Annotated in this window: 16 protein-coding genes and 1 rRNA gene; 3 read left to right on the top strand and 14 right to left on the bottom strand. The window is 40.2% G+C overall.

The genetic code is table 11. The features are described 5' to 3' along the window. Positions 1 to 29: 29 nt before the first annotated feature. From atpA to asnC, 10 genes are all read right to left on the bottom strand, one after another. On the bottom strand, positions 30 to 1571 hold the full coding sequence (gene atpA, locus GWJ05_RS01540; RefSeq protein ID WP_036933514.1) for a F0F1 ATP synthase subunit alpha: 1542 nt from the start codon (positions 1569 to 1571) through the stop codon (positions 30 to 32). Positions 1572 to 1585: 14 nt separating this feature from the next. Continuing rightward, entirely contained in the window at positions 1586 to 2119 is a 534-nt protein-coding gene (atpH, locus tag GWJ05_RS01535) for a F0F1 ATP synthase subunit delta (protein WP_036933515.1), read from the bottom strand. 12 nt (positions 2120 to 2131) lie between these two features. Next, positions 2132 to 2602, bottom strand: a complete 471-nt coding sequence (gene atpF / locus GWJ05_RS01530; protein WP_036933518.1) for a F0F1 ATP synthase subunit B — start codon at positions 2600 to 2602, stop codon at positions 2132 to 2134. Between the two features lie 61 nt (positions 2603 to 2663). Beyond that, positions 2664 to 2903, bottom strand: a complete 240-nt coding sequence (gene atpE / locus GWJ05_RS01525) for a F0F1 ATP synthase subunit C (protein ID WP_004246596.1) — start codon at positions 2901 to 2903, stop codon at positions 2664 to 2666. Positions 2904 to 2948: 45 nt separating this feature from the next. Beyond that, positions 2949 to 3773 carry a F0F1 ATP synthase subunit A gene (atpB, locus tag GWJ05_RS01520; RefSeq protein WP_023583322.1) on the bottom strand — a complete coding sequence of 275 codons (825 nt, stop codon included), beginning with the start codon at positions 3771 to 3773 and terminating at the stop codon, positions 2949 to 2951. Between the two features lie 31 nt (positions 3774 to 3804). Continuing rightward, positions 3805 to 4182, bottom strand: a complete 378-nt coding sequence (gene atpI / locus GWJ05_RS01515; RefSeq protein ID WP_036933520.1) for a F0F1 ATP synthase subunit I — start codon at positions 4180 to 4182, stop codon at positions 3805 to 3807. Positions 4183 to 4795: 613 nt separating this feature from the next. Beyond that, positions 4796 to 5422: a 16S rRNA (guanine(527)-N(7))-methyltransferase RsmG gene (rsmG, locus tag GWJ05_RS01510; protein ID WP_036933523.1), complete on the bottom strand. Its 627-nt coding sequence runs from the start codon at positions 5420 to 5422 to the stop codon at positions 4796 to 4798. After that, entirely contained in the window at positions 5419 to 7317 is a 1899-nt protein-coding gene (mnmG, locus tag GWJ05_RS01505) for a tRNA uridine-5-carboxymethylaminomethyl(34) synthesis enzyme MnmG (protein WP_036933524.1), read from the bottom strand. The genes rsmG and mnmG overlap by 4 nt, the downstream gene beginning before the upstream one ends. Before the next feature lie 377 nt (positions 7318 to 7694). Further along, complete coding sequence (gene mioC, locus GWJ05_RS01500) at positions 7695 to 8135, bottom strand: FMN-binding protein MioC (RefSeq protein ID WP_087803786.1); 441 nt, start codon at positions 8133 to 8135, stop codon at positions 7695 to 7697. 100 nt (positions 8136 to 8235) lie between these two features. Beyond that, entirely contained in the window at positions 8236 to 8697 is a 462-nt protein-coding gene (gene asnC / locus GWJ05_RS01495) for a transcriptional regulator AsnC (protein WP_036933532.1), read from the bottom strand. A gap of 159 nt (positions 8698 to 8856) precedes the next feature. Between asnC and asnA the strand changes: the two genes are divergently transcribed. Further along, entirely contained in the window at positions 8857 to 9849 is a 993-nt protein-coding gene (asnA, locus tag GWJ05_RS01490) for an aspartate--ammonia ligase (RefSeq protein ID WP_036933533.1), read from the top strand. Here the strand turns inward: asnA and viaA are convergent, their stop codons facing one another. Then, positions 9850 to 11307, bottom strand: a complete 1458-nt coding sequence (gene viaA / locus GWJ05_RS01485) for an ATPase RavA stimulator ViaA (protein ID WP_036933535.1) — start codon at positions 11305 to 11307, stop codon at positions 9850 to 9852. Positions 11308 to 11314: 7 nt separating this feature from the next. Further along, a complete protein-coding gene (gene ravA / locus GWJ05_RS01480; protein WP_036933537.1) occupies positions 11315 to 12814 on the bottom strand; it encodes an ATPase RavA in 1500 nt (499 codons plus the stop codon). 280 nt (positions 12815 to 13094) lie between these two features. Between ravA and rbsK the strand changes: the two genes are divergently transcribed. Then, positions 13095 to 14027: a ribokinase gene (gene rbsK, locus GWJ05_RS01475; protein WP_036933539.1), complete on the top strand. Its 933-nt coding sequence runs from the start codon at positions 13095 to 13097 to the stop codon at positions 14025 to 14027. 70 nt (positions 14028 to 14097) lie between these two features. On the opposite strand, the gene mdtD is transcribed toward rbsK, so the two are convergent. Together mdtD and GWJ05_RS01465 are read right to left on the bottom strand one after the other, a co-directional pair. Further along, complete coding sequence (gene mdtD, locus GWJ05_RS01470; protein WP_036933541.1) at positions 14098 to 15492, bottom strand: multidrug transporter subunit MdtD; 1395 nt, start codon at positions 15490 to 15492, stop codon at positions 14098 to 14100. An 80-nt stretch (positions 15493 to 15572) separates the two neighbouring features. After that, positions 15573 to 16259 (bottom strand): FadR/GntR family transcriptional regulator, encoded by a 687-nt coding sequence (locus GWJ05_RS01465; RefSeq protein ID WP_036933543.1) that lies wholly within the window; start codon positions 16257 to 16259, stop codon positions 15573 to 15575. A 494-nt stretch (positions 16260 to 16753) separates the two neighbouring features. Between GWJ05_RS01465 and GWJ05_RS01460 the strand changes: the two genes are divergently transcribed. Then, positions 16754 to 18296: ribosomal RNA gene (locus GWJ05_RS01460) — 16S ribosomal RNA — on the top strand. Positions 18297 to 18354: the final 58 nt, after the last annotated feature.

Here is an 18354-nt window from a genome sequence, read left to right as displayed (position 1 = left end):
TAATGTTTAACTATTAGGCCGAATAGTTATTACCAGGACTGAGTCGCTTTGAAGTTTTCTAGCACGCCTTTCAGCTTCGCTTCGATTTCTTCGTTATAAGAACCAGTCTGGTTGATTTCTTTCAATAAATCAGCATGTTCACGAGAAGCATAAGCTAATAAAGCCGCTTCAAATGGCACAACTTTTGAAATTTCAACATCTTCCAGATAACCACGCTCTGCTGCATACAGTGATAAAGACTGTTGTGCGACAGACATTGGCTCGTACTGTTTCTGTTTTAGCAATTCAGTCACTTTCTGACCGTGGTTCAATTGTTTACGGGTAGCATCATCCAGATCAGAAGCGAACTGTGAGAATGCTGCCAGCTCACGATACTGCGCAAGTGCAGTACGGATACCACCAGAAAGTTTCTTCATGATCTTAGTCTGAGCTGCACCACCTACACGAGATACGGAGATCCCTGGGTTAACAGCTGGACGGATACCTGCGTTAAACAGGTTAGATTCTAAGAAGATCTGACCATCGGTAATAGAGATTACGTTCGTAGGAACGAATGCAGAAACGTCCCCTGCTTGCGTTTCGATAATTGGTAACGCAGTCAGAGAGCCGGTTTTACCTTTAACTTCACCATTAGTGAAAGCTTCTACGTACTCAGCATTCACACGAGCAGCACGCTCAAGTAAACGGGAGTGCAGATAGAAAACGTCACCTGGATATGCTTCACGTCCTGGTGGGCGACGAAGTAACAGTGAAATTTGACGATATGCGACAGCCTGTTTAGACAGGTCATCATAAATAATCAGAGCATCTTCACCACGGTCACGGAAGTATTCACCCATTGCGCAACCTGAATAAGGCGCGAGGTATTGCAACGCTGCTGATTCTGATGCAGAAGCAACAACAACAATGGTATTTTCTAGCGCGCCATGTTCTTCTAGTTTACGAACAACGTTCGAAATAGTAGAGGCTTTCTGACCAATAGCGACATAAATACATTTAATGCCAGAATCACGTTGGTTGATAATCGCATCGACAGCCAGAGCAGTTTTACCTGTTTGACGGTCACCGATGATCAATTCACGCTGACCACGACCGATTGGGATCATGGCATCGACGGATTTGTAACCTGTTTGTACAGGCTGATCAACGGATTGACGGTCGATAACACCAGGAGCAATCATCTCAACAGGTGAGAAACCATCATGCTCTACTGCACCTTTACCATCAATCGGCTCACCCAGTGTGTTTACCACACGGCCAAGCAGACCACGCCCTACAGGCACTTCCAGAATACGACCTGTACATTTAACTTTCATGCCTTCTGCTAAGTCAGCATAAGGACCCATCACAACCGCACCAACAGAGTCGCGCTCTAAGTTCAGTGCGATAGCGAAACGGTTACCCGGCAGTGCGATCATCTCACCCTGCATAACTTCGGCTAAACCGTGGATACGAATGATACCGTCACTGACGGAAACAATCGTACCTTCATTGTGAGCTTCACTCACTACATTGAACTGAGCAATGCGCTGCTTGATCAGTTCGCTGATTTCAGTGGAATTCAGTTGCATATGCTCCAGTCCCCTTAAGACTGCAAGACGTCAGTTAATCGCTCTAAACGGCCACGAATACTGCCATCGATGACGAGGTCACCGGCGCGTATAATCATGCCTGCGATAACAGACTTATCAATTTTGCAATTCAGCTTCACTTTGCGTGATAGACGTTTTTCCATCGCTGCAGAAATGTTAGCTAGCTGCTGTTTAGTTAGCTCAATGGCAGATGTTACTTCAACGTCAACCGTTGACTCGAGTACTGCGCGCAATTGAATAAATTGGCTCAATACTTCAGGCAACGTTGATAAACGGCCATTCTCAGCCATAACACGAATTAAATTCTGAGCATGTTCATCTAATTGATCGCCACAGAGGTCGGCGAAGATGTTAGCCAGTTTTTCTGATGCTAAAGAACCAGAAAGTAATTCGGTTACCTGCTCATTGCGTGCTACTTCAGCGGTGAACGCCAGCATAACCTGCCATTTATCGACAGCCTGGTTTTCCACAGCAAAGTCAAAAGCTGCTTTGGCGTAGGGGCGAGCTACAGTTGCTATTTCAGACATGCCCCTCCCTCCTTACAGTTCAGCGACCAGTTTATCAACGATGTCGCTATTAGCAGCTTCATCCACGGAACGTTCAATAATTTTCTCGGCACCTGCGATAGCCAGCATTGCGACTTGTTTACGAAGTTCTTCACGAGCACGTTTACGCTCTGCATCCAGTTCGGATTGAGCTTGCGCTACGATCTTACTACGTTCTAGCTCTGCTTCCGCTTTAGCTTCTTCAATCATTTGAGTGCGCTGTTTATTCGCTGACTCAATAATTGCTTGCGCTTCTGCTTTTGCTTTTGCTAGTTGATCGCCTGCATCGGCTTTCGCTAAATCTAAGTCCTTTTTCGCACGTTCTGCAGATGATAAACCGTCAGCAATTTCTTTTTGACGTTTTTCAATGGCCGCCATAATTGGTGGCCATACGAATTTCATACAGAACAAAACAAACAGGACAAATGCGATGGCCTGGCCGAGGATTGTTGCATTTAAATTCACAGCACAATACCTCTTTCTTGGTTATTAACTAACTTGATGCTTTTACTGCTCATTGCCATCATTAGGCAACAGCAAACATCACGTAAAGGCCCAGACCCACAGCAATCATTGGGATGGCGTCAACCAGACCCATAACGATAAAGAACTGTGTACGCAGAAGAGGGATCAGATCAGGCTGACGAGCAGCACCTTCTAAAAATTTGCCTCCGAGGATTCCGATACCGATTGCAGCACCGATTGCAGCTAAACCCATCATAATAGCGGCAGCCATGTACAGCAGATCCATACTCAGGTTTTCCATGACAGTCTCCAGTTTGTTTCAGTTATTTCTTCAAAGAGTTAATAATTAATGTTCTTCAGATGCCATCGACAGATAAACAATCGTTAGAACCATGAAAATAAAGGCTTGTAACGTAATAATCAATATGTGGAATATCGCCCAAGGAAGGCTTAATAACCACTGTGACCACCACGGTAACAGACCAGCAATAAGAATAAAGATCAGTTCACCTGCATACATGTTACCAAACAGTCGAAGACCGAGTGAAACAGGTTTTGATAGCAGGCTTACCCCTTCCAAGATTAAGTTGATAGGAATAAAAATAGGGTGATTAAAAGGCTGTAACGTCAGCTCTTTAGTAAACCCTTTAATGCCTTTCATCTTAATGCTATAGAAAAGGATCAGGATAAATACACCAATTGCCATCGAAAGAGTAATACTCACGTCCGCAGTTGGAACGATGCGTAACGCTGGTAACCCTAAGATGTGTTCACCGATATAAGGGATGAAGTCGATTGGTAATAAATCCAGGGCATTCATTAACAGCACCCAAACGAACACAGTCAATGCCAAAGGTGCAATGACCTTGCTCTTTCCGTGATACATATCACGAACGCTGCTATCAACGAAACCGATGATCATTTCTACTGCAGTCTGGAATTTTCCCGGTACGCCACTGGTTGCTCTTACTGCTACTTTTCTAAACAGCCATAGGAATAATGCTCCCATTAATACTGAAAAGAAAAGTGAGTCAATATTTAACACCCAGAATGATGGCGCATTTTCAGCATGGGGATTGACCAACTCGAAAGTACGTAGGTCCAACTGAAGGTTATTCAGGTGGTGACCTATGTAGTCTCTAGTGGTTAATGCTTCTCCTGATGCAGACATGATGCCAATTACCCTTTTGTTGTTAAAAACGCTAACCGTTAATGACGGCTGGTGCAACGACCTGCATAACAAGCACCGCTAAGTAGGTCATGACCAGTGGTGCAAATGCCGCTTTAAACACTCCTAAAGCAACAATCAGCAAGGCTATTGATAATATAACCTTCAACCCTTCACTGAAAGCAAAAAGCCAGTTTATGCGAACTGGAGCTTCTTCTTCGTTGACTTTTTGTAAGCGCATTAACAATAAAAAAGCAATATTGGGTAACCAACATGCTATTCCGCCTAAAAAAGCCGAAAAACTCCAGTCTGTACTCTTTAAGTAGAAAACCGCACTGAGAATAACAAAAGTCATAAACTGCAAAAATAACAGTTTCAGTGCAACTTTCCCGTTGTAGAGGGAGACAGACATGACGTTTGTATTCTCCAGACTAGCTATCGTAAAAGGTATTACTGAATGATGTATCAAACTGTCTTTGCTATAAAGTGTCAAGTGACAAAAACGAGCAAATTATACGGGGCGTGGCAATGAATTCAATCAATAAGTAGCGAAAAAGTGAAGATTAATTTAAATTTCTTACCAAGGTTCCATTTATGAAAAATGATTAAGGACAAAAAGAGTAAAAATAATAGAGCCGAATAAAATAAATAGCGTGATATATATCACAAATATAAAAGTATAAATAAAACTTATTTCATAAAATATACAACTGAGTTAACAATTAACTTCCTTTTTATGAACAATTTAGTACGAATTGAAAAAAAATTGACTCATTTTCAATTAAATAAATTCAATATTTTTATAATGCACAGAATTATTAATTTATTTTGGAAATAAAATAAGAAAAACTCAGGCTACAAAGCGAATTAACACGAAAGATAATAAAATGTTAATTTATTGTTTTATTAAAGTAAAATTCAATGCTTCTTATAATTCCCCATAAAACAAATGGCGATAACATTGTAAATGTTATCGCCAGAGCACAAAAAATGAAAAAAAGGTCAATAAGACACACAAAGGTTGACTAAATAATCACCAAATGCCTTTGTTCATTCAATTCAGGAATGGATAAACTGATCACTTTCTTAGGTGCCTTTAAGCCACTATCAGCAAGTTCATCCAACTCTTCTTGATGAATTTGTCCTTTTAATGCATAAAAATACCCTTGTTCTTCAGCCACTAAATGAGAACACCAAGAAAGCATGTCTTTCATAGATGCAAATGCACGACTGATAACACCATCAAAAGGTTTCTCAGGTTGGTATTCTTCAACACGATATTGAATAGGCTCGATGTTATGAAGCCCTAATTCATGTTGAACTTGCTTCATAAAGCGAACGCGCTTACCTAAGCTATCCAATAAGACAAAGTGATGATCGGGACGCATTATCGCCAAAGGAATACCGGGTAATCCTGGCCCGGTACCTACATCAATAAATCTTTCGCCTTCAAGGTATTGGCTAACCACAATACTATCCAATATATGGCGGATTAGCATTTGCTGTGGATCTCTTACTGAGGTCAGGTTATACGCTTTATTCCACTTATCAAGCATCATCACATAACCCGTTAACTTTTCAGCTTGAATATCTGTTAGCTCAATATTGGCTTGCTTAGCCAGCTTTTTTAGCCGATTAAGTAAGTCACTCATGATGCGCTCCTGCGTAATAAGCCTTGTTTTTTTAACCATACTAATAAAATAGAGATGGCGGCGGGAGTTACACCTGAGATCCTTGATGCTTGACCGATAGATGTCGGTTTATGATCGTTAAGTTTGGCAATAACTTCGTTAGATAACCCACTCACTTGCTTGTAGTCGAGATCTATCGGCAGTGCCGCATTTTCATTACGTAGCTTTTTTTCGATCTCTTCTTGTTGGCGGTTAATATAACCTTCGTATTTTACTTGGATCTCAACTTGCTCTGCCGCTTGTGGTCTTGAATCATCAATACCCGGTGCAAAACGAGTGATATTTTTTAGTATGTCATACGTCATTTCAGGACGACGCAATAAATCTTCACCATTCGCTTCTTTAGATAACGGTGTGTTTAGTAATTTATTGATTTCAGAAAGGTTATCAGCTTGAGGGTGAACCCATATATTTCTTAAACGCTGACGTTCTTTTTCAACAAGCTCAACTTTTTCACTAAATTGTGCCCAACGGTTATCATCAACCATGCCTAATTCACGAGCTATTTCTGTCAGACGTAAATCAGCATTATCTTCACGTAACATCAAGCGATATTCCGCACGAGACGTAAACATGCGGTATGGTTCTTTTGTACCAAGAGTACAAAGATCATCAACCAATACACCAATGTAAGCTTGATCACGACGTGGGAACCAACCATCTTGATCATAGGCATAACGTGCAGCATTAAGGCCTGCTAACATCCCTTGAGCAGCCGCTTCTTCATAGCCTGTTGTGCCATTAATTTGGCCAGCAAAGAATAACCCATTGATAAATTTGCTTTCTAAAGTTTGTTTTAGATCTCGGGGATCGAAAAAGTCATATTCAATAGCATAACCCGGTCTAATGATCTTCGCATTTTCCATACCCTTCATAGAATTTACGATTTGCATTTGAACATCAAAAGGTAAGCTTGTTGAAATACCATTTGGGTAAATTTCGTTACTGGTTAAACCTTCTGGCTCTAAAAAGATCTGATGCGAATTACGATCAGCAAATCGCATCACTTTATCTTCAATAGATGGGCAATAACGAGGCCCTATTCCTTCGATGACTCCAGCATACATTGGGCTACGATCGAGGTTATTACGAATAACGTCGTGAGTTTTTTCGTTAGTGTATGTGATATGGCAAGGCATTTGCTCCGGATGTTGATCCACATTACCTAAAAACGAAAAAACAGGCATCGGTGTATCACCTAATTGAACAGCCAATTGGCTAAAATCAATGGTTCTAGCATCAATACGTGGTGGTGTTCCTGTTTTTAATCGACCGACACGTAAAGGTAATTCGCGTAATCGGTGTGATAGCGATACTGAAGGTGGATCTCCTGCTCGTCCACCACTGTAGTTTTCTAAACCAATGTGGATTTTTCCATCAAGGAAAGTTCCTACAGTTAAAACAACTGATTTAGCACGGAATTTTAATCCCATACGGGTAACTGCACCCGTTACTTGGTCATTTTCAACAATCAGATCTTCTACTGGTTGTTGGAAGATCATCAAATTAGGTTGATTTTCAAGTGTTGTACGAACTGCTTGGCGGTAAAGAACACGGTCTGCTTGTGCTCTTGTGGCTCTTACAGCGGGCCCCTTACTTGCATTAAGGGTTCTAAATTGAATACCAGCATGGTCAATAGCGGTTGCCATTAATCCACCCATGGCATCGATCTCTTTTACCAGATGCCCTTTACCAATCCCACCAATAGCTGGGTTACAAGACATTTGGCCCAAAGTATCAATATTGTGGGTCAGTAATAGGGTTTGACGCCCCATACGAGCTGCTGCCATAGCGGCTTCTGTACCGGCGTGACCACCACCGATGACGATGACGTCAAAGTGTTCTGGATAAAACATGTGTGAACCTTAAATGTTACGAATGCTGAATGTGTTGCATTGGGAAAACGAATTCTACTCAACTTTTTGACAGATACAAGCGAGCTGATCCGCAGGTAATTATTTAAAGATCTTTTTATTTAAAGATCTCTTTATTAGATCTTTTATTAAGGAAGCGATCCTCTGTGGATAAGTGGATTTTCTATTTAAAGATCATAAAAGTGTAAAGGATCATATACTGTGAATGATCCGTGATCTATCTGCTGATAAGCTGGGATCAAAATGACGACTTATGCACAGGTCATTTCTTGATAGAGGCTTATACAATGGATAACTACGGGTTAACCCCTGCTTTTAGGCAGAGTTATCCACATCTGTTTGCTGTTTTTTTGTGCAAATTAAAGTAAGTTTTTCCAAGAAGCTATCCATTCTTCAGCTGGATCTTCCGGAATGTCATACTTTTGAATATCAATTTCGAGACGATCACCAAGGCGAGTAGCCCCTTTCTCTATTAATTTTTGATCCAATGTTCTGATCGCACCACAGAAAGTGTCGTATTCACTACTTCCTATACCGATAGCACCAAAAGAGACATTGCTAAGATCAATAGCGTTTGCCGAAATCTCATCAGCAAAAGGCTGTAGGTTGTCAGGAATATCGCCTGCACCATGTGTGGAGGTAACCACCAGCCAGATCCCTTGATTTGGAAGATCATTGAGTGAAGGGCCATGGTGCACATCAGTCTCAAAACCTTCTTCAGATAAGATCTCTGCAAGATGTTCTGCGACATATTCAGCACTACCCATGGTACTGCCACTAATTAGAGTGACTTTTTTCATTAATGATCTCCTTATGTTCAAGACGCGCTATTGTACGCTGTGAATCACTTGGGATCTACCTGTGGATAATGTGGTTATAAAAAAAAATAAGAATTTATCCTTATGGCTTGATCGTCCTCATTATCGGGTTTTGCAGAGAGATCAATGTTTCGGTTGATTGAATTTCATCAATTGTCTGAATTTTGTTGATAAGTACATCTTGTAGCGCTTCTATACTTTTACACATTACCTTAATAAAAATACTGTATTGCCCTGTTGTGTAGTACACCTCTACTACTTCATCTAACTTATCTAACTTGTCTAATGCTGTGTGGTAATCTTTTGCACTTTTTAAAATGATGCCAATAAAACAGCAGACATCAAAACCTAATTGCTTTGCACTAATATCGACACGTGTTCCCGTAATAATTCCCGCTTGCTTCATTTTTTCTACACGAACATGAATTGTGCCCGGGCTTACTTCGAATTTTTTGGCTAATTCAGCGTAAGGTGTTCTCGCATTCGCCATTAATGCGTGAAGTATGTCACGATCGAGATTGTCGATCTGATAAATATTGTCCATAAACTCCTCCTATTTTTAACGATAATACATTTTTATAACGTTATTTTTAACGATTTAAAACAAGCAAGGCTATTTTTAATGAAGTATATTGAATTTAGTACCCATTTTGTTGCTTAATCTATATCAGCGAAACACAACATCACCACTAGGGACATAAAAATGGAAAAATCATTCATTCAGACTCAACAGCAAATTAGCTTTGTTAAATCATATTTTTCTCGCCTGCTGGAAAAAGAATTAGGACTGATTGAAGTTCAAGGACCGATCTTAAGTCGCCTTGGTGATGGAACTCAAGATAACTTATCTGGGCATGAGAAGGCGGTACAAGTTAAAGTCAAATCTTTACCAGATTCTACCTTTGAAGTCGTTCATTCATTAGCTAAATGGAAGCGTAAAACGTTAGGTCGTTTTGGATTTAGTTCTGGTCAGGGGCTTTATACACATATGAAAGCGTTGCGACCAGACGAAGATCGCTTAACTCAGATCCACTCAGTGTATGTTGATCAGTGGGACTGGGAAAAAGTGATGGAAGCTAAGGATCGTACTGTTCCTTATCTTAAGCAGACAGTGGGTAAAATTTATCAGGCAATAAAAGAAACTGAAAAAGCCGTCAGCGAAGAATTTGGTCTGGTACCGTTCCTACCAGATCAAATTCAATTTATCCACACTGAAGAGTTATTGCGCCGTTATCCTGACCTTGATGCTAAAGGTCGTGAAAAAGCGATAGCAAAAGAATATGGTGCCGTTTTCTTAATTGGTATTGGTGGCAAACTTTCAAGTGGCGAATCTCATGATGTTAGAGCGCCTGATTATGATGACTGGACGACACCAAACGAAGAGGGATTTGAAGGTTTAAACGGTGACATTTTAGTCTGGAACCCTGTATTACAAGATGCGTTTGAGTTGTCATCAATGGGTATCCGTGTTGATCCTGAAACATTAATGCGCCAGTTAACTCTGACAGATGATACTAAGCGCTTAGAGCTTGATTGGCACAAAGCATTAATGCATGGCGATATGCCACAAACTATTGGTGGTGGTATCGGTCAATCGCGTTTAGTAATGCTACTTCTGCAAAAAGAGCATATTGGACAAGTGCAGTGCGGTGTGTGGGAAAAAGATACCCGTTTAGCTTTCGCTGATATGCTGTAATTATTGACGCCAGCGTCGAAGTAAACGACTTTTTAATCCAGTATCAAAACGCCATATATGGTCAAATATTTTCATGATGCTGGGTTTACCGTAATTGGATAGGGTAACCGCATGGAAGCGATTGTGCTGTTGCTGTTGGCTTTTTTTGATTTTGTTGATTAGGTTTTCGGGTAACCTTTGGGCGACAAAGTCAGAAATAACAACAGCATCAGCATCTTTCCATGCAGGGCTATTTAGTTTTTCTGCAACATCATCCAAACAGGCACTTAAATCCGTGCCCCCTCTAAATGATTGATTTAAAAATTTGATAAGATCTTGTAGACCGTTAGATGAGGATAACTGGTAATGTACCGTTTCCGTTGAAAATAGCATCACATGACACGAACGATTGTCAGCAAGCGCTATTTTCATCAATGCTAACCCAAAAGCTTTTGCGCACTGTTCATTAAAACCTCCCATTGAACCCGATGTATCAATACACACGATAAATGGTCCTCTAGGCCTTTCTTCATCATGATGATGAGTTACTGGGCGCAAGACAGTACGCTCTTGCCAATTATCACCTTGTAATCGGTAAGTATTAAGTTGTTTTTCCACCAGCTTTCGATAAAACTCATACTCTATTTCATTAATACCTAATAAAGCGAGCTCGGCTGGGAGTAAGCGTAAGATATCGTCACTAAGCCCAATACCGTTAACTTGCTCTGGTGTCGTATCAGGTGCTTTTTCAACGATTGTTATGGGCTCAAAGATAACACTCTCTTCAGGGAGTGATTTCGCTGTTTTGCTTCGGCCTAACAAACTTGCGAGTTTATGTAATTCAGGTTGTTGATCAAGAAAATCGCTATAGCGCTGAATTATTTTTTCATCAAAAGGGGTTTTTGTTAAAACACCTTTACTCATATCCCATAAACGCCCTGCTGCACGCTCATTTTCTGAGAAGGTGTTACTTAAGCTTCCACTTAATGCTAAACGTTCTTGTAGTTCTGCGAGGAGTTGCTCTTGTTCTTGGTCAAATAAGGCTTTGTGTAATGCCGTGACTTGGAAAATTAAACTTATCCGCCAGTGTTGGATAAACAAAGCTTGCTGAGCTGGAGAAAACGGTTTGTTTGTTTTTATAAGCTGGGAGGCTTCTTCAATAAAAGAGGAGTCTAATTTATTTAATTCAGCAAGAATATGTTCAACTTGCTGATTAAATATCGCATTACCTAAGGATTGTGTTTGTTGATAAAGAGCAAACTCATCAGCAACCATTGTGGGGACTAATGTTTCCTTAACTCTTTGTTGTAAGCTTTTTTTCCATTGATGGATATCTTTAAGTAATGCTTTTTTTAATCTTGGGTGCTTTTCAAAAAAAACAGCTAATTGAGGAGAGGCTAATATAGCAATAATAACTTCTTCTATAAGTTGTCCTTCATTTATAGCTAAAAGCATATCTAATGTCGAAAGTGTCAGCATAATATCATCACTTTATTTGGCTTTTTAATTGAGAGAGTTTTTCATTTAGCTGAACAAAACTTTGCTCGATGGAGATAAGCCAATCATTATCAATAAATAAATTTGGTTGGTGATGATTAAATTTTTCTTGTTCACCATAAATTTCTTGAGTCAGATCTTTTACTTTATCTTGCCACTCATTGTTATTCTCAATAAGGGGCGTAGGTGCTGTTTCTTGTTGTTGGTAAAGAGAAGTTGTGCGTCGACTTACATCTAAAATTTCTAATATGCCATCTGGGCGAATTTGAGCATTAATAGATTGAGGAAAACCAATACCATTTAAACGTGCAGACAATTCTTCTCCTTTGGATAAGAAGTTTTCTAAGGCTTTGTGTTCAAATGTAATAAAGTTAACTTGAATACTATGAATATGCAGAGGTATGTGTAAAAACAGCGTATATTTATCTGCCTGCATTTTTTCTGGCAGATTAAAATGAACATTACGGCCAAATATTCCACTTTGTTTTTCAAAACGAAAAGCTTGTTGATCTTGTTTGCTTCTCGTTGATTGCATCCACTCAGCCCACAAACCCTCTGTTTTTCTGATCAATTCTAGCTGGTGGTAAGCTTGTTCTGTTAAAAGGTTGTGTAACAGTTTATCTAATAATGCAAATGATGCTTGATCGTGCCAAAGACAATCTTTTAATAAAATAAGATCTAATGGAGAAATAGTACTACGACCATTAAAGAATGCACTGGCTTGTAAAAGACGAACCGCTTTTTTCCAACGTCTATCAGAAACATAAGGAGCAGTATCACTTTTATCTAAAGACTCACGAAGTTGATAAATTAAATCGAATAAATGGTCATCTAATGTGATTTTTTCTAATTCTGATTGCCAGCGTGAAAATTCTTCTGTGGTAATTTGAATATGGGCCGGAATATGAAAAGAACCAACTTCTTTATTAACGAGTAAAGCCCGAAAGTTTTTCTTATCTTGCACTTTTGTTAGCCAAATTCGGATTAGCATTCGGTCATAAAGTGCTTCAAGACTACTATCTGCATCAGGTAATTCATTCGAAGCTGAAACTAATAAGCGCATGGGGATGCAAACTTCAGTTTCTCCATTTCTAAATTTACGTTCATTTATGGCTGTTAATAACGTATTGAGAATAGCAGGCCCCGCTTTCCATATTTCATCAAGAAAGACTACTTCAGCATCAGGTAAATAGCCATCAACTAAACGTTGGTATTTACCTTCATCTTTTAAAGCTTGAATAGATAAAGGGCCAAAAATTTCTTCCGGTGTGGAAAAACGTGTCATTAAATATTCAAATGCTTTTGCCTCTTTAAAAGCTTCTTTCATCCTTCTTGCTATTAAGCTTTTAGCAATTCCAGGAGGACCTAGTAAAAAAACACTTTCACCACTCAGTGCGGCAAGTAAACAAAGACGGATAGCAGACTGTCGCTCATAAAGGCCAGTCTCAAGGTATTGGCTAAGTTGTGAAATCCGTTCTGCTAGTTGCATAAACACTCCTAATAGTGGGTACTTATTTTCATTATTCCCCGAAAATATCAGAAAAGGATCGCTGACATATAGTCAAACATTCTATTAGCACACAAATTGTTTATAACAAAAATCGATTCAGCTTCCTACTGCTTATTTTTGGTTCTTTTTTGTTTTACTAGCGAAACGTTTCGATGGTGATCACATTTTTCCATTAATGTTACTGAGATGATCGGTTTAAAATATTGCATGTTATTTATGCTATACATTTAGAATTTATTATTGAGAGTAAGGAAAAATCATGGAAGCGAAGAAACTTGTGATTTTAGGTAGTGTTAATGCTGATCATATTCTTAATGTTGCCCACTTTCCGCTTCCTGGTGAAACCATTTCAGGTAATCAATTTCAACTGGTATTCGGCGGTAAAGGAGCGAATCAAGCAGTCGCTGCTGGGCGTTGTGGGGCTAATATTTCATTTCTTGCTTGTTTGGGAAATGATGATATTGGCCAAAAAGCTAAGGCCCAATTAATTACTGACAACATTAAAACTCATAGTATTGAGTTAATTGATGATGAATCAACCGGTGTTGCCCTGATTTTTGTTAATCAGCAGGGAGAAAATGTCATTGGTATTCATGCTGGTGCTAATGGTCGGTTAGATACACATTATGTGCAACGTCATGGCGGTATTATAAAAGAAGCCGATGCGTTATTAATGCAATTAGAATCACCTCTTGATTCGGTGTTAAAAGCAGCTGAAATTGCAAAACAAGAAAATGTGCAGGTAATATTAAATCCGGCTCCTGCTCAAGCACTACCTGATGAATTACTTTCATTGGTGGATATTATTACGCCCAATGAAACCGAGACTGAATATTTGACTGGAATTAAAGTAGTTGATGATGAAAGTGCACAGCAAGCAGCAGAGGTTTTACATAATAAAGGAATTAAAACAGTGCTTATTACATTAGGCAGTCGTGGTGTTTGGGTGAGTGAACAAAATAATAGGGGTTGTATTGTTCCAGCTTTTAAAGTGAAAGCCGTAGATACCATAGCTGCTGGTGATACCTTTAATGGGGCTTTAATAACTGCTTTATTAGAAGGACAGCCTATGATGACAGCGATTAAATTTGCTCATGCTGCGGCTGCAATTGCTGTGACTCGTTCTGGTGCTCAGCCTTCTGTACCTTGGCGTCATGAAGTTGATACTTTTTTATCTACATCGTTATCGTGATCTTCTTTATAAAGCAGAAATAAAAAGAGAGCTTAAGCTCTCTTTTCTATTTTAGTCTGAATAAAAGTAATTAGCTTTTTTTCTTTTTATTTGTGAGGTTATCGCCATCATGTTTATCAAGGAGTAAAAACACGAAGGAGGATAGTAACGTAATAATGCCTACGGTAATAAAAGTATAGTGGAAGTTATCTACAGTCGAGCCTACATTTTCAGTATCAAAATATCCTAAGATAGATGCGCTAACGGCAATACCAAAACTAATCGCTAATTGTTGAGTGACAGCTAAAACACTATTTCCTGAACTTGCATTATTATCTGTTAAGTCTGCCAATGAAATTGTATTCATTGATGTAAATTGTATCGACATGACCACACCTAATAAAAAGAGCGGAATAACAAGATAGTAAATAGACATGTCAGGAGATTGAAGTGAAAATTGAGCGATCATCAAACCAATAATAATAGTGATAGCAAAGAGCGTTCGGCGATAGCTAAATTTCACTAAGATCTTGGTGACAAATGATTTGGCTAAAATAGAGCCCAGAGCCATTGGCGCCATCATCATACCGGAAACAATAGCTGGGTAACCAAAACCGACTTGCAACATAAGCGGCATTAAAAAAGGAATACAGCCAGTCCCTAGTCTTGTTGCGATATTTCCTGCAATACCAACAGAGAAGGTCCGTGTTTTAAATATATTTAATGGAATAAGTGGTTGCTGGTGGCGTCTTGCATGATTGATATATAAACCAAGTAAAGAAAAACCACCTAAAATAACGGCTATAGGGATGTAGCGAGAGATATTTTTATCACCAAAAAGATCAAGACTAACGGAAAGCATCACTAAGCCAAAACCAAAGAAAATAAAACCAAGTAAATCAAACTTACGTTTTGGCATGGTGAAATTAGGCATATGCTTTATGGCATAGAAAATACCTAATAGGCCAATAGGAATATTAATAATAAATATCCAATGCCAAGAGGCATAAGTGACCAGTATCCCGCCTAAGAGAGGTCCTATTATTGGACCAACAAGCCCTGGCATCGTAACAAAGTTTAAAATAGGCAATAATTCACTACGTGGATAGGCTCTTAATAAAGCAAGTCGTGCAACAGGCATCATCATTGCCCCTCCTATTCCTTGTATAATTCGTGAAATAACAAGAAAAGAGAGGTTAGGAGAAAGTGCACATAATAAAGAACCTGCAGAAAATAAAGAAACTGCAATAATAAAAATTTGGCGAGTTCCAAATCTGTCGGCTAGCCATCCACTAACTGGAATTAATAATGCCACAGTTAATGTGTAGCTAATAATGGCAGATTGCATGGCGAGCGGTGAGTGATTAAGGCTCTTGGCTATATCAGGTAATGCCGTATTAAGAATGGTTGCATCGAGAGCTTGCATAAAAAAAGCCATTGCAGCTATCCAAGGCAACCCAGACATATTTTTGGCGGATTTCAACATGAAGCATATACCGTCTGTTCTATATTTTGATTATCGCTTCATTATAAACAGAAAACCTACAATTTTTGTATTAAAACTATTCAATCACTCGTTAATAAGATTAAACAGAGATCGCGTGCTTTATTGCCATCACCATCAATAATAGCTTGAACAATCTGGTTATGTGTTTCTGGCTGAACAGTTTCATTACCCACAATAAGATCGAAATACTTTTTATAAGCAGAAAGAAATAATGAGCCAAAAGAGGCAAAGAATGGATTGCCACTGGCTTGATAAATAAGATAGTGAAATTGAGTATCGATATCTAACCAATGTTGCCTATCAAAATTATCATCAAGCAATTGCATTTCTCTGCCGAATAAAGCAAGAGACTGTTTTTGGCTTTCGGTTGCATTAAATGCAGCTAAATAACAAGCTTGAGGTTCTATAGCTAAACGAACATGATGAAAGTAGTGGCTGACTTTATTAAATTCACCACTGTCTATCCACCAATTAAGAAGATCATTATCTAATAAGTTCCAGTTCTGCATTGGTGTTACTCGAGTGCCTATTCTTGGGCGCGGTAAAAGCATTCCTTTTGCCGCAAGCATTTTTATCGCTTCTCGAATAACGGTTCTACTAACAGAGAGTAATTCTGCTAATTCTATTTCTCCTGGTAACAAAGATTCAGGTTCGTAATGACTAGAAAGAATTTGTTTACCTAATTTTTCAGCAACAATATAAGAAAGGTTTTTTTGAGAAGCTGAACGTTGGTCGCTAAATTGCATAATAAAGGTTACCTATACCATAATTTATCTTCTATCTTACGTGAGTCAGCTATAGAAAGCTGTTCGGATTTTACGCTATTAGCATAGAAATAGAGCGTTTTTCCGTGTTTTGCTGAAAAAAAAAGCGAACGAAAAATTATTTTAAAAAAACACTTGCGCTAATCCGAGATCTCCCTATAATGCGCATCCACTGACCGACGATGAGCTGACAACAGCCACGAAGGACAGCGAAGAGAAAAGAAAAAAGTTTGAAAAAACTCTTGACTCTTCAGAGGAATAACGTAATATACGCCTCCTCGCAACAATGCAGAAGACCGGAAACGGCAGCGAATGTTGCACTGCTCTTTAACAAATTATCAGACAATCTGTGTGGGCACTCGCAGAGACGATATCTTCTAAAATATTAGATGTATCAAGTCTTGAAGAGTGAACAACAAAAGTAAATTCATTTATGAATAGCTAAGTTTTCGATTTCTTTGAGCATCAAACACTTTTAATTGAAGAGTTTGATCATGGCTCAGATTGAACGCTGGCGGCAGGCCTAACACATGCAAGTCGAGCGGTAACAGAAGAAAGCTTGCTTTCTTGCTGACGAGCGGCGGACGGGTGAGTAATGTATGGGGATCTGCCCGATAGAGGGGGATAACTACTGGAAACGGTGGCTAATACCGCATGACGTCTACGGACCAAAGCAGGGGCTCTTCGGACCTTGCGCTATCGGATGAACCCATATGGGATTAGCTAGTAGGTGAGGTAATGGCTCACCTAGGCGACGATCTCTAGCTGGTCTGAGAGGATGATCAGCCACACTGGGACTGAGACACGGCCCAGACTCCTACGGGAGGCAGCAGTGGGGAATATTGCACAATGGGCGCAAGCCTGATGCAGCCATGCCGCGTGTATGAAGAAGGCCTTAGGGTTGTAAAGTACTTTCAGCGGGGAGGAAGGTGATAAAGTTAATACCTTTATCAATTGACGTTACCCGCAGAAGAAGCACCGGCTAACTCCGTGCCAGCAGCCGCGGTAATACGGAGGGTGCAAGCGTTAATCGGAATTACTGGGCGTAAAGCGCACGCAGGCGGTCAATTAAGTCAGATGTGAAAGCCCCGAGCTTAACTTGGGAATTGCATCTGAAACTGGTTGGCTAGAGTCTTGTAGAGGGGGGTAGAATTCCACGTGTAGCGGTGAAATGCGTAGAGATGTGGAGGAATACCGGTGGCGAAGGCGGCCCCCTGGACAAAGACTGACGCTCAGGTGCGAAAGCGTGGGGAGCAAACAGGATTAGATACCCTGGTAGTCCACGCTGTAAACGATGTCGATTTAGAGGTTGTGGTCTTGAACCGTGGCTTCTGGAGCTAACGCGTTAAATCGACCGCCTGGGGAGTACGGCCGCAAGGTTAAAACTCAAATGAATTGACGGGGGCCCGCACAAGCGGTGGAGCATGTGGTTTAATTCGATGCAACGCGAAGAACCTTACCTACTCTTGACATCCAGCGAATCCTTTAGAGATAGAGGAGTGCCTTCGGGAACGCTGAGACAGGTGCTGCATGGCTGTCGTCAGCTCGTGTTGTGAAATGTTGGGTTAAGTCCCGCAACGAGCGCAACCCTTATCCTTTGTTGCCAGCGCGTAATGGCGGGAACTCAAAGGAGACTGCCGGTGATAAACCGGAGGAAGGTGGGGATGACGTCAAGTCATCATGGCCCTTACGAGTAGGGCTACACACGTGCTACAATGGCAGATACAAAGAGAAGCGACCTCGCGAGAGCAAGCGGAACTCATAAAGTCTGTCGTAGTCCGGATTGGAGTCTGCAACTCGACTCCATGAAGTCGGAATCGCTAGTAATCGTAGATCAGAATGCTACGGTGAATACGTTCCCGGGCCTTGTACACACCGCCCGTCACACCATGGGAGTGGGTTGCAAAAGAAGTAGGTAGCTTAACCTTCGGGAGGGCGCTTACCACTTTGTGATTCATGACTGGGGTGAAGTCGTAACAAGGTAACCGTAGGGGAACCTGCGGTTGGATCACCTCCTTACCTAAGAGATACGTGTTATGTGCAGTGCTCACACAGATTGTCTGATGAAGAACGAGCA

The sequence above is a fragment of the Proteus sp. G2626 genome (assembly GCF_009915985.1).
GTDB classification, from domain to species: Bacteria; Pseudomonadota; Gammaproteobacteria; order Enterobacterales; family Enterobacteriaceae; genus Proteus; species Proteus vulgaris.
The sequence above is the reverse complement of the archived record's forward strand: the minus strand, read 5'-3'. Positions and strand labels throughout refer to the sequence as shown.

Bases quoted from the DNA above. Each gene is read 5' to 3' on its own strand.
- ravA (WP_036933537.1), bottom strand. From the start codon at position 12,814: ATGCAACTAGCAGAACGGATTTCACAACTTAGCCAATACCTTGAGACT.
- mdtD (WP_036933541.1), bottom strand. From the start codon at position 15,492: ATGTTGAAATCCGCCAAAAATATGTCTGGGTTGCCTTGGATAGCTGCA.
- GWJ05_RS01465 (WP_036933543.1), bottom strand. From the start codon at position 16,259: ATGCAATTTAGCGACCAACGTTCAGCTTCTCAAAAAAACCTTTCTTAT.
- mnmG (WP_036933524.1), bottom strand. From the start codon at position 7,317: ATGTTTTATCCAGAACACTTTGACGTCATCGTCATCGGTGGTGGTCAC.
- asnA (WP_036933533.1), top strand. From the start codon at position 8,857: ATGGAAAAATCATTCATTCAGACTCAACAGCAAATTAGCTTTGTTAAA.
- atpA (WP_036933514.1), bottom strand. From the start codon at position 1,571: ATGCAACTGAATTCCACTGAAATCAGCGAACTGATCAAGCAGCGCATT.
- atpI (WP_036933520.1), bottom strand. From the start codon at position 4,182: ATGTCTGTCTCCCTCTACAACGGGAAAGTTGCACTGAAACTGTTATTT.
- atpE (WP_004246596.1), bottom strand. From the start codon at position 2,903: ATGGAAAACCTGAGTATGGATCTGCTGTACATGGCTGCCGCTATTATG.
- rbsK (WP_036933539.1), top strand. From the start codon at position 13,095: ATGGAAGCGAAGAAACTTGTGATTTTAGGTAGTGTTAATGCTGATCAT.
- atpH (WP_036933515.1), bottom strand. From the start codon at position 2,119: ATGTCTGAAATAGCAACTGTAGCTCGCCCCTACGCCAAAGCAGCTTTT.
- viaA (WP_036933535.1), bottom strand. From the start codon at position 11,307: ATGCTGACACTTTCGACATTAGATATGCTTTTAGCTATAAATGAAGGA.
- mioC (WP_087803786.1), bottom strand. From the start codon at position 8,135: ATGAAAAAAGTCACTCTAATTAGTGGCAGTACCATGGGTAGTGCTGAA.
- atpB (WP_023583322.1), bottom strand. From the start codon at position 3,773: ATGTCTGCATCAGGAGAAGCATTAACCACTAGAGACTACATAGGTCAC.
- rsmG (WP_036933523.1), bottom strand. From the start codon at position 5,422: ATGAGTGACTTACTTAATCGGCTAAAAAAGCTGGCTAAGCAAGCCAAT.
- asnC (WP_036933532.1), bottom strand. From the start codon at position 8,697: ATGGACAATATTTATCAGATCGACAATCTCGATCGTGACATACTTCAC.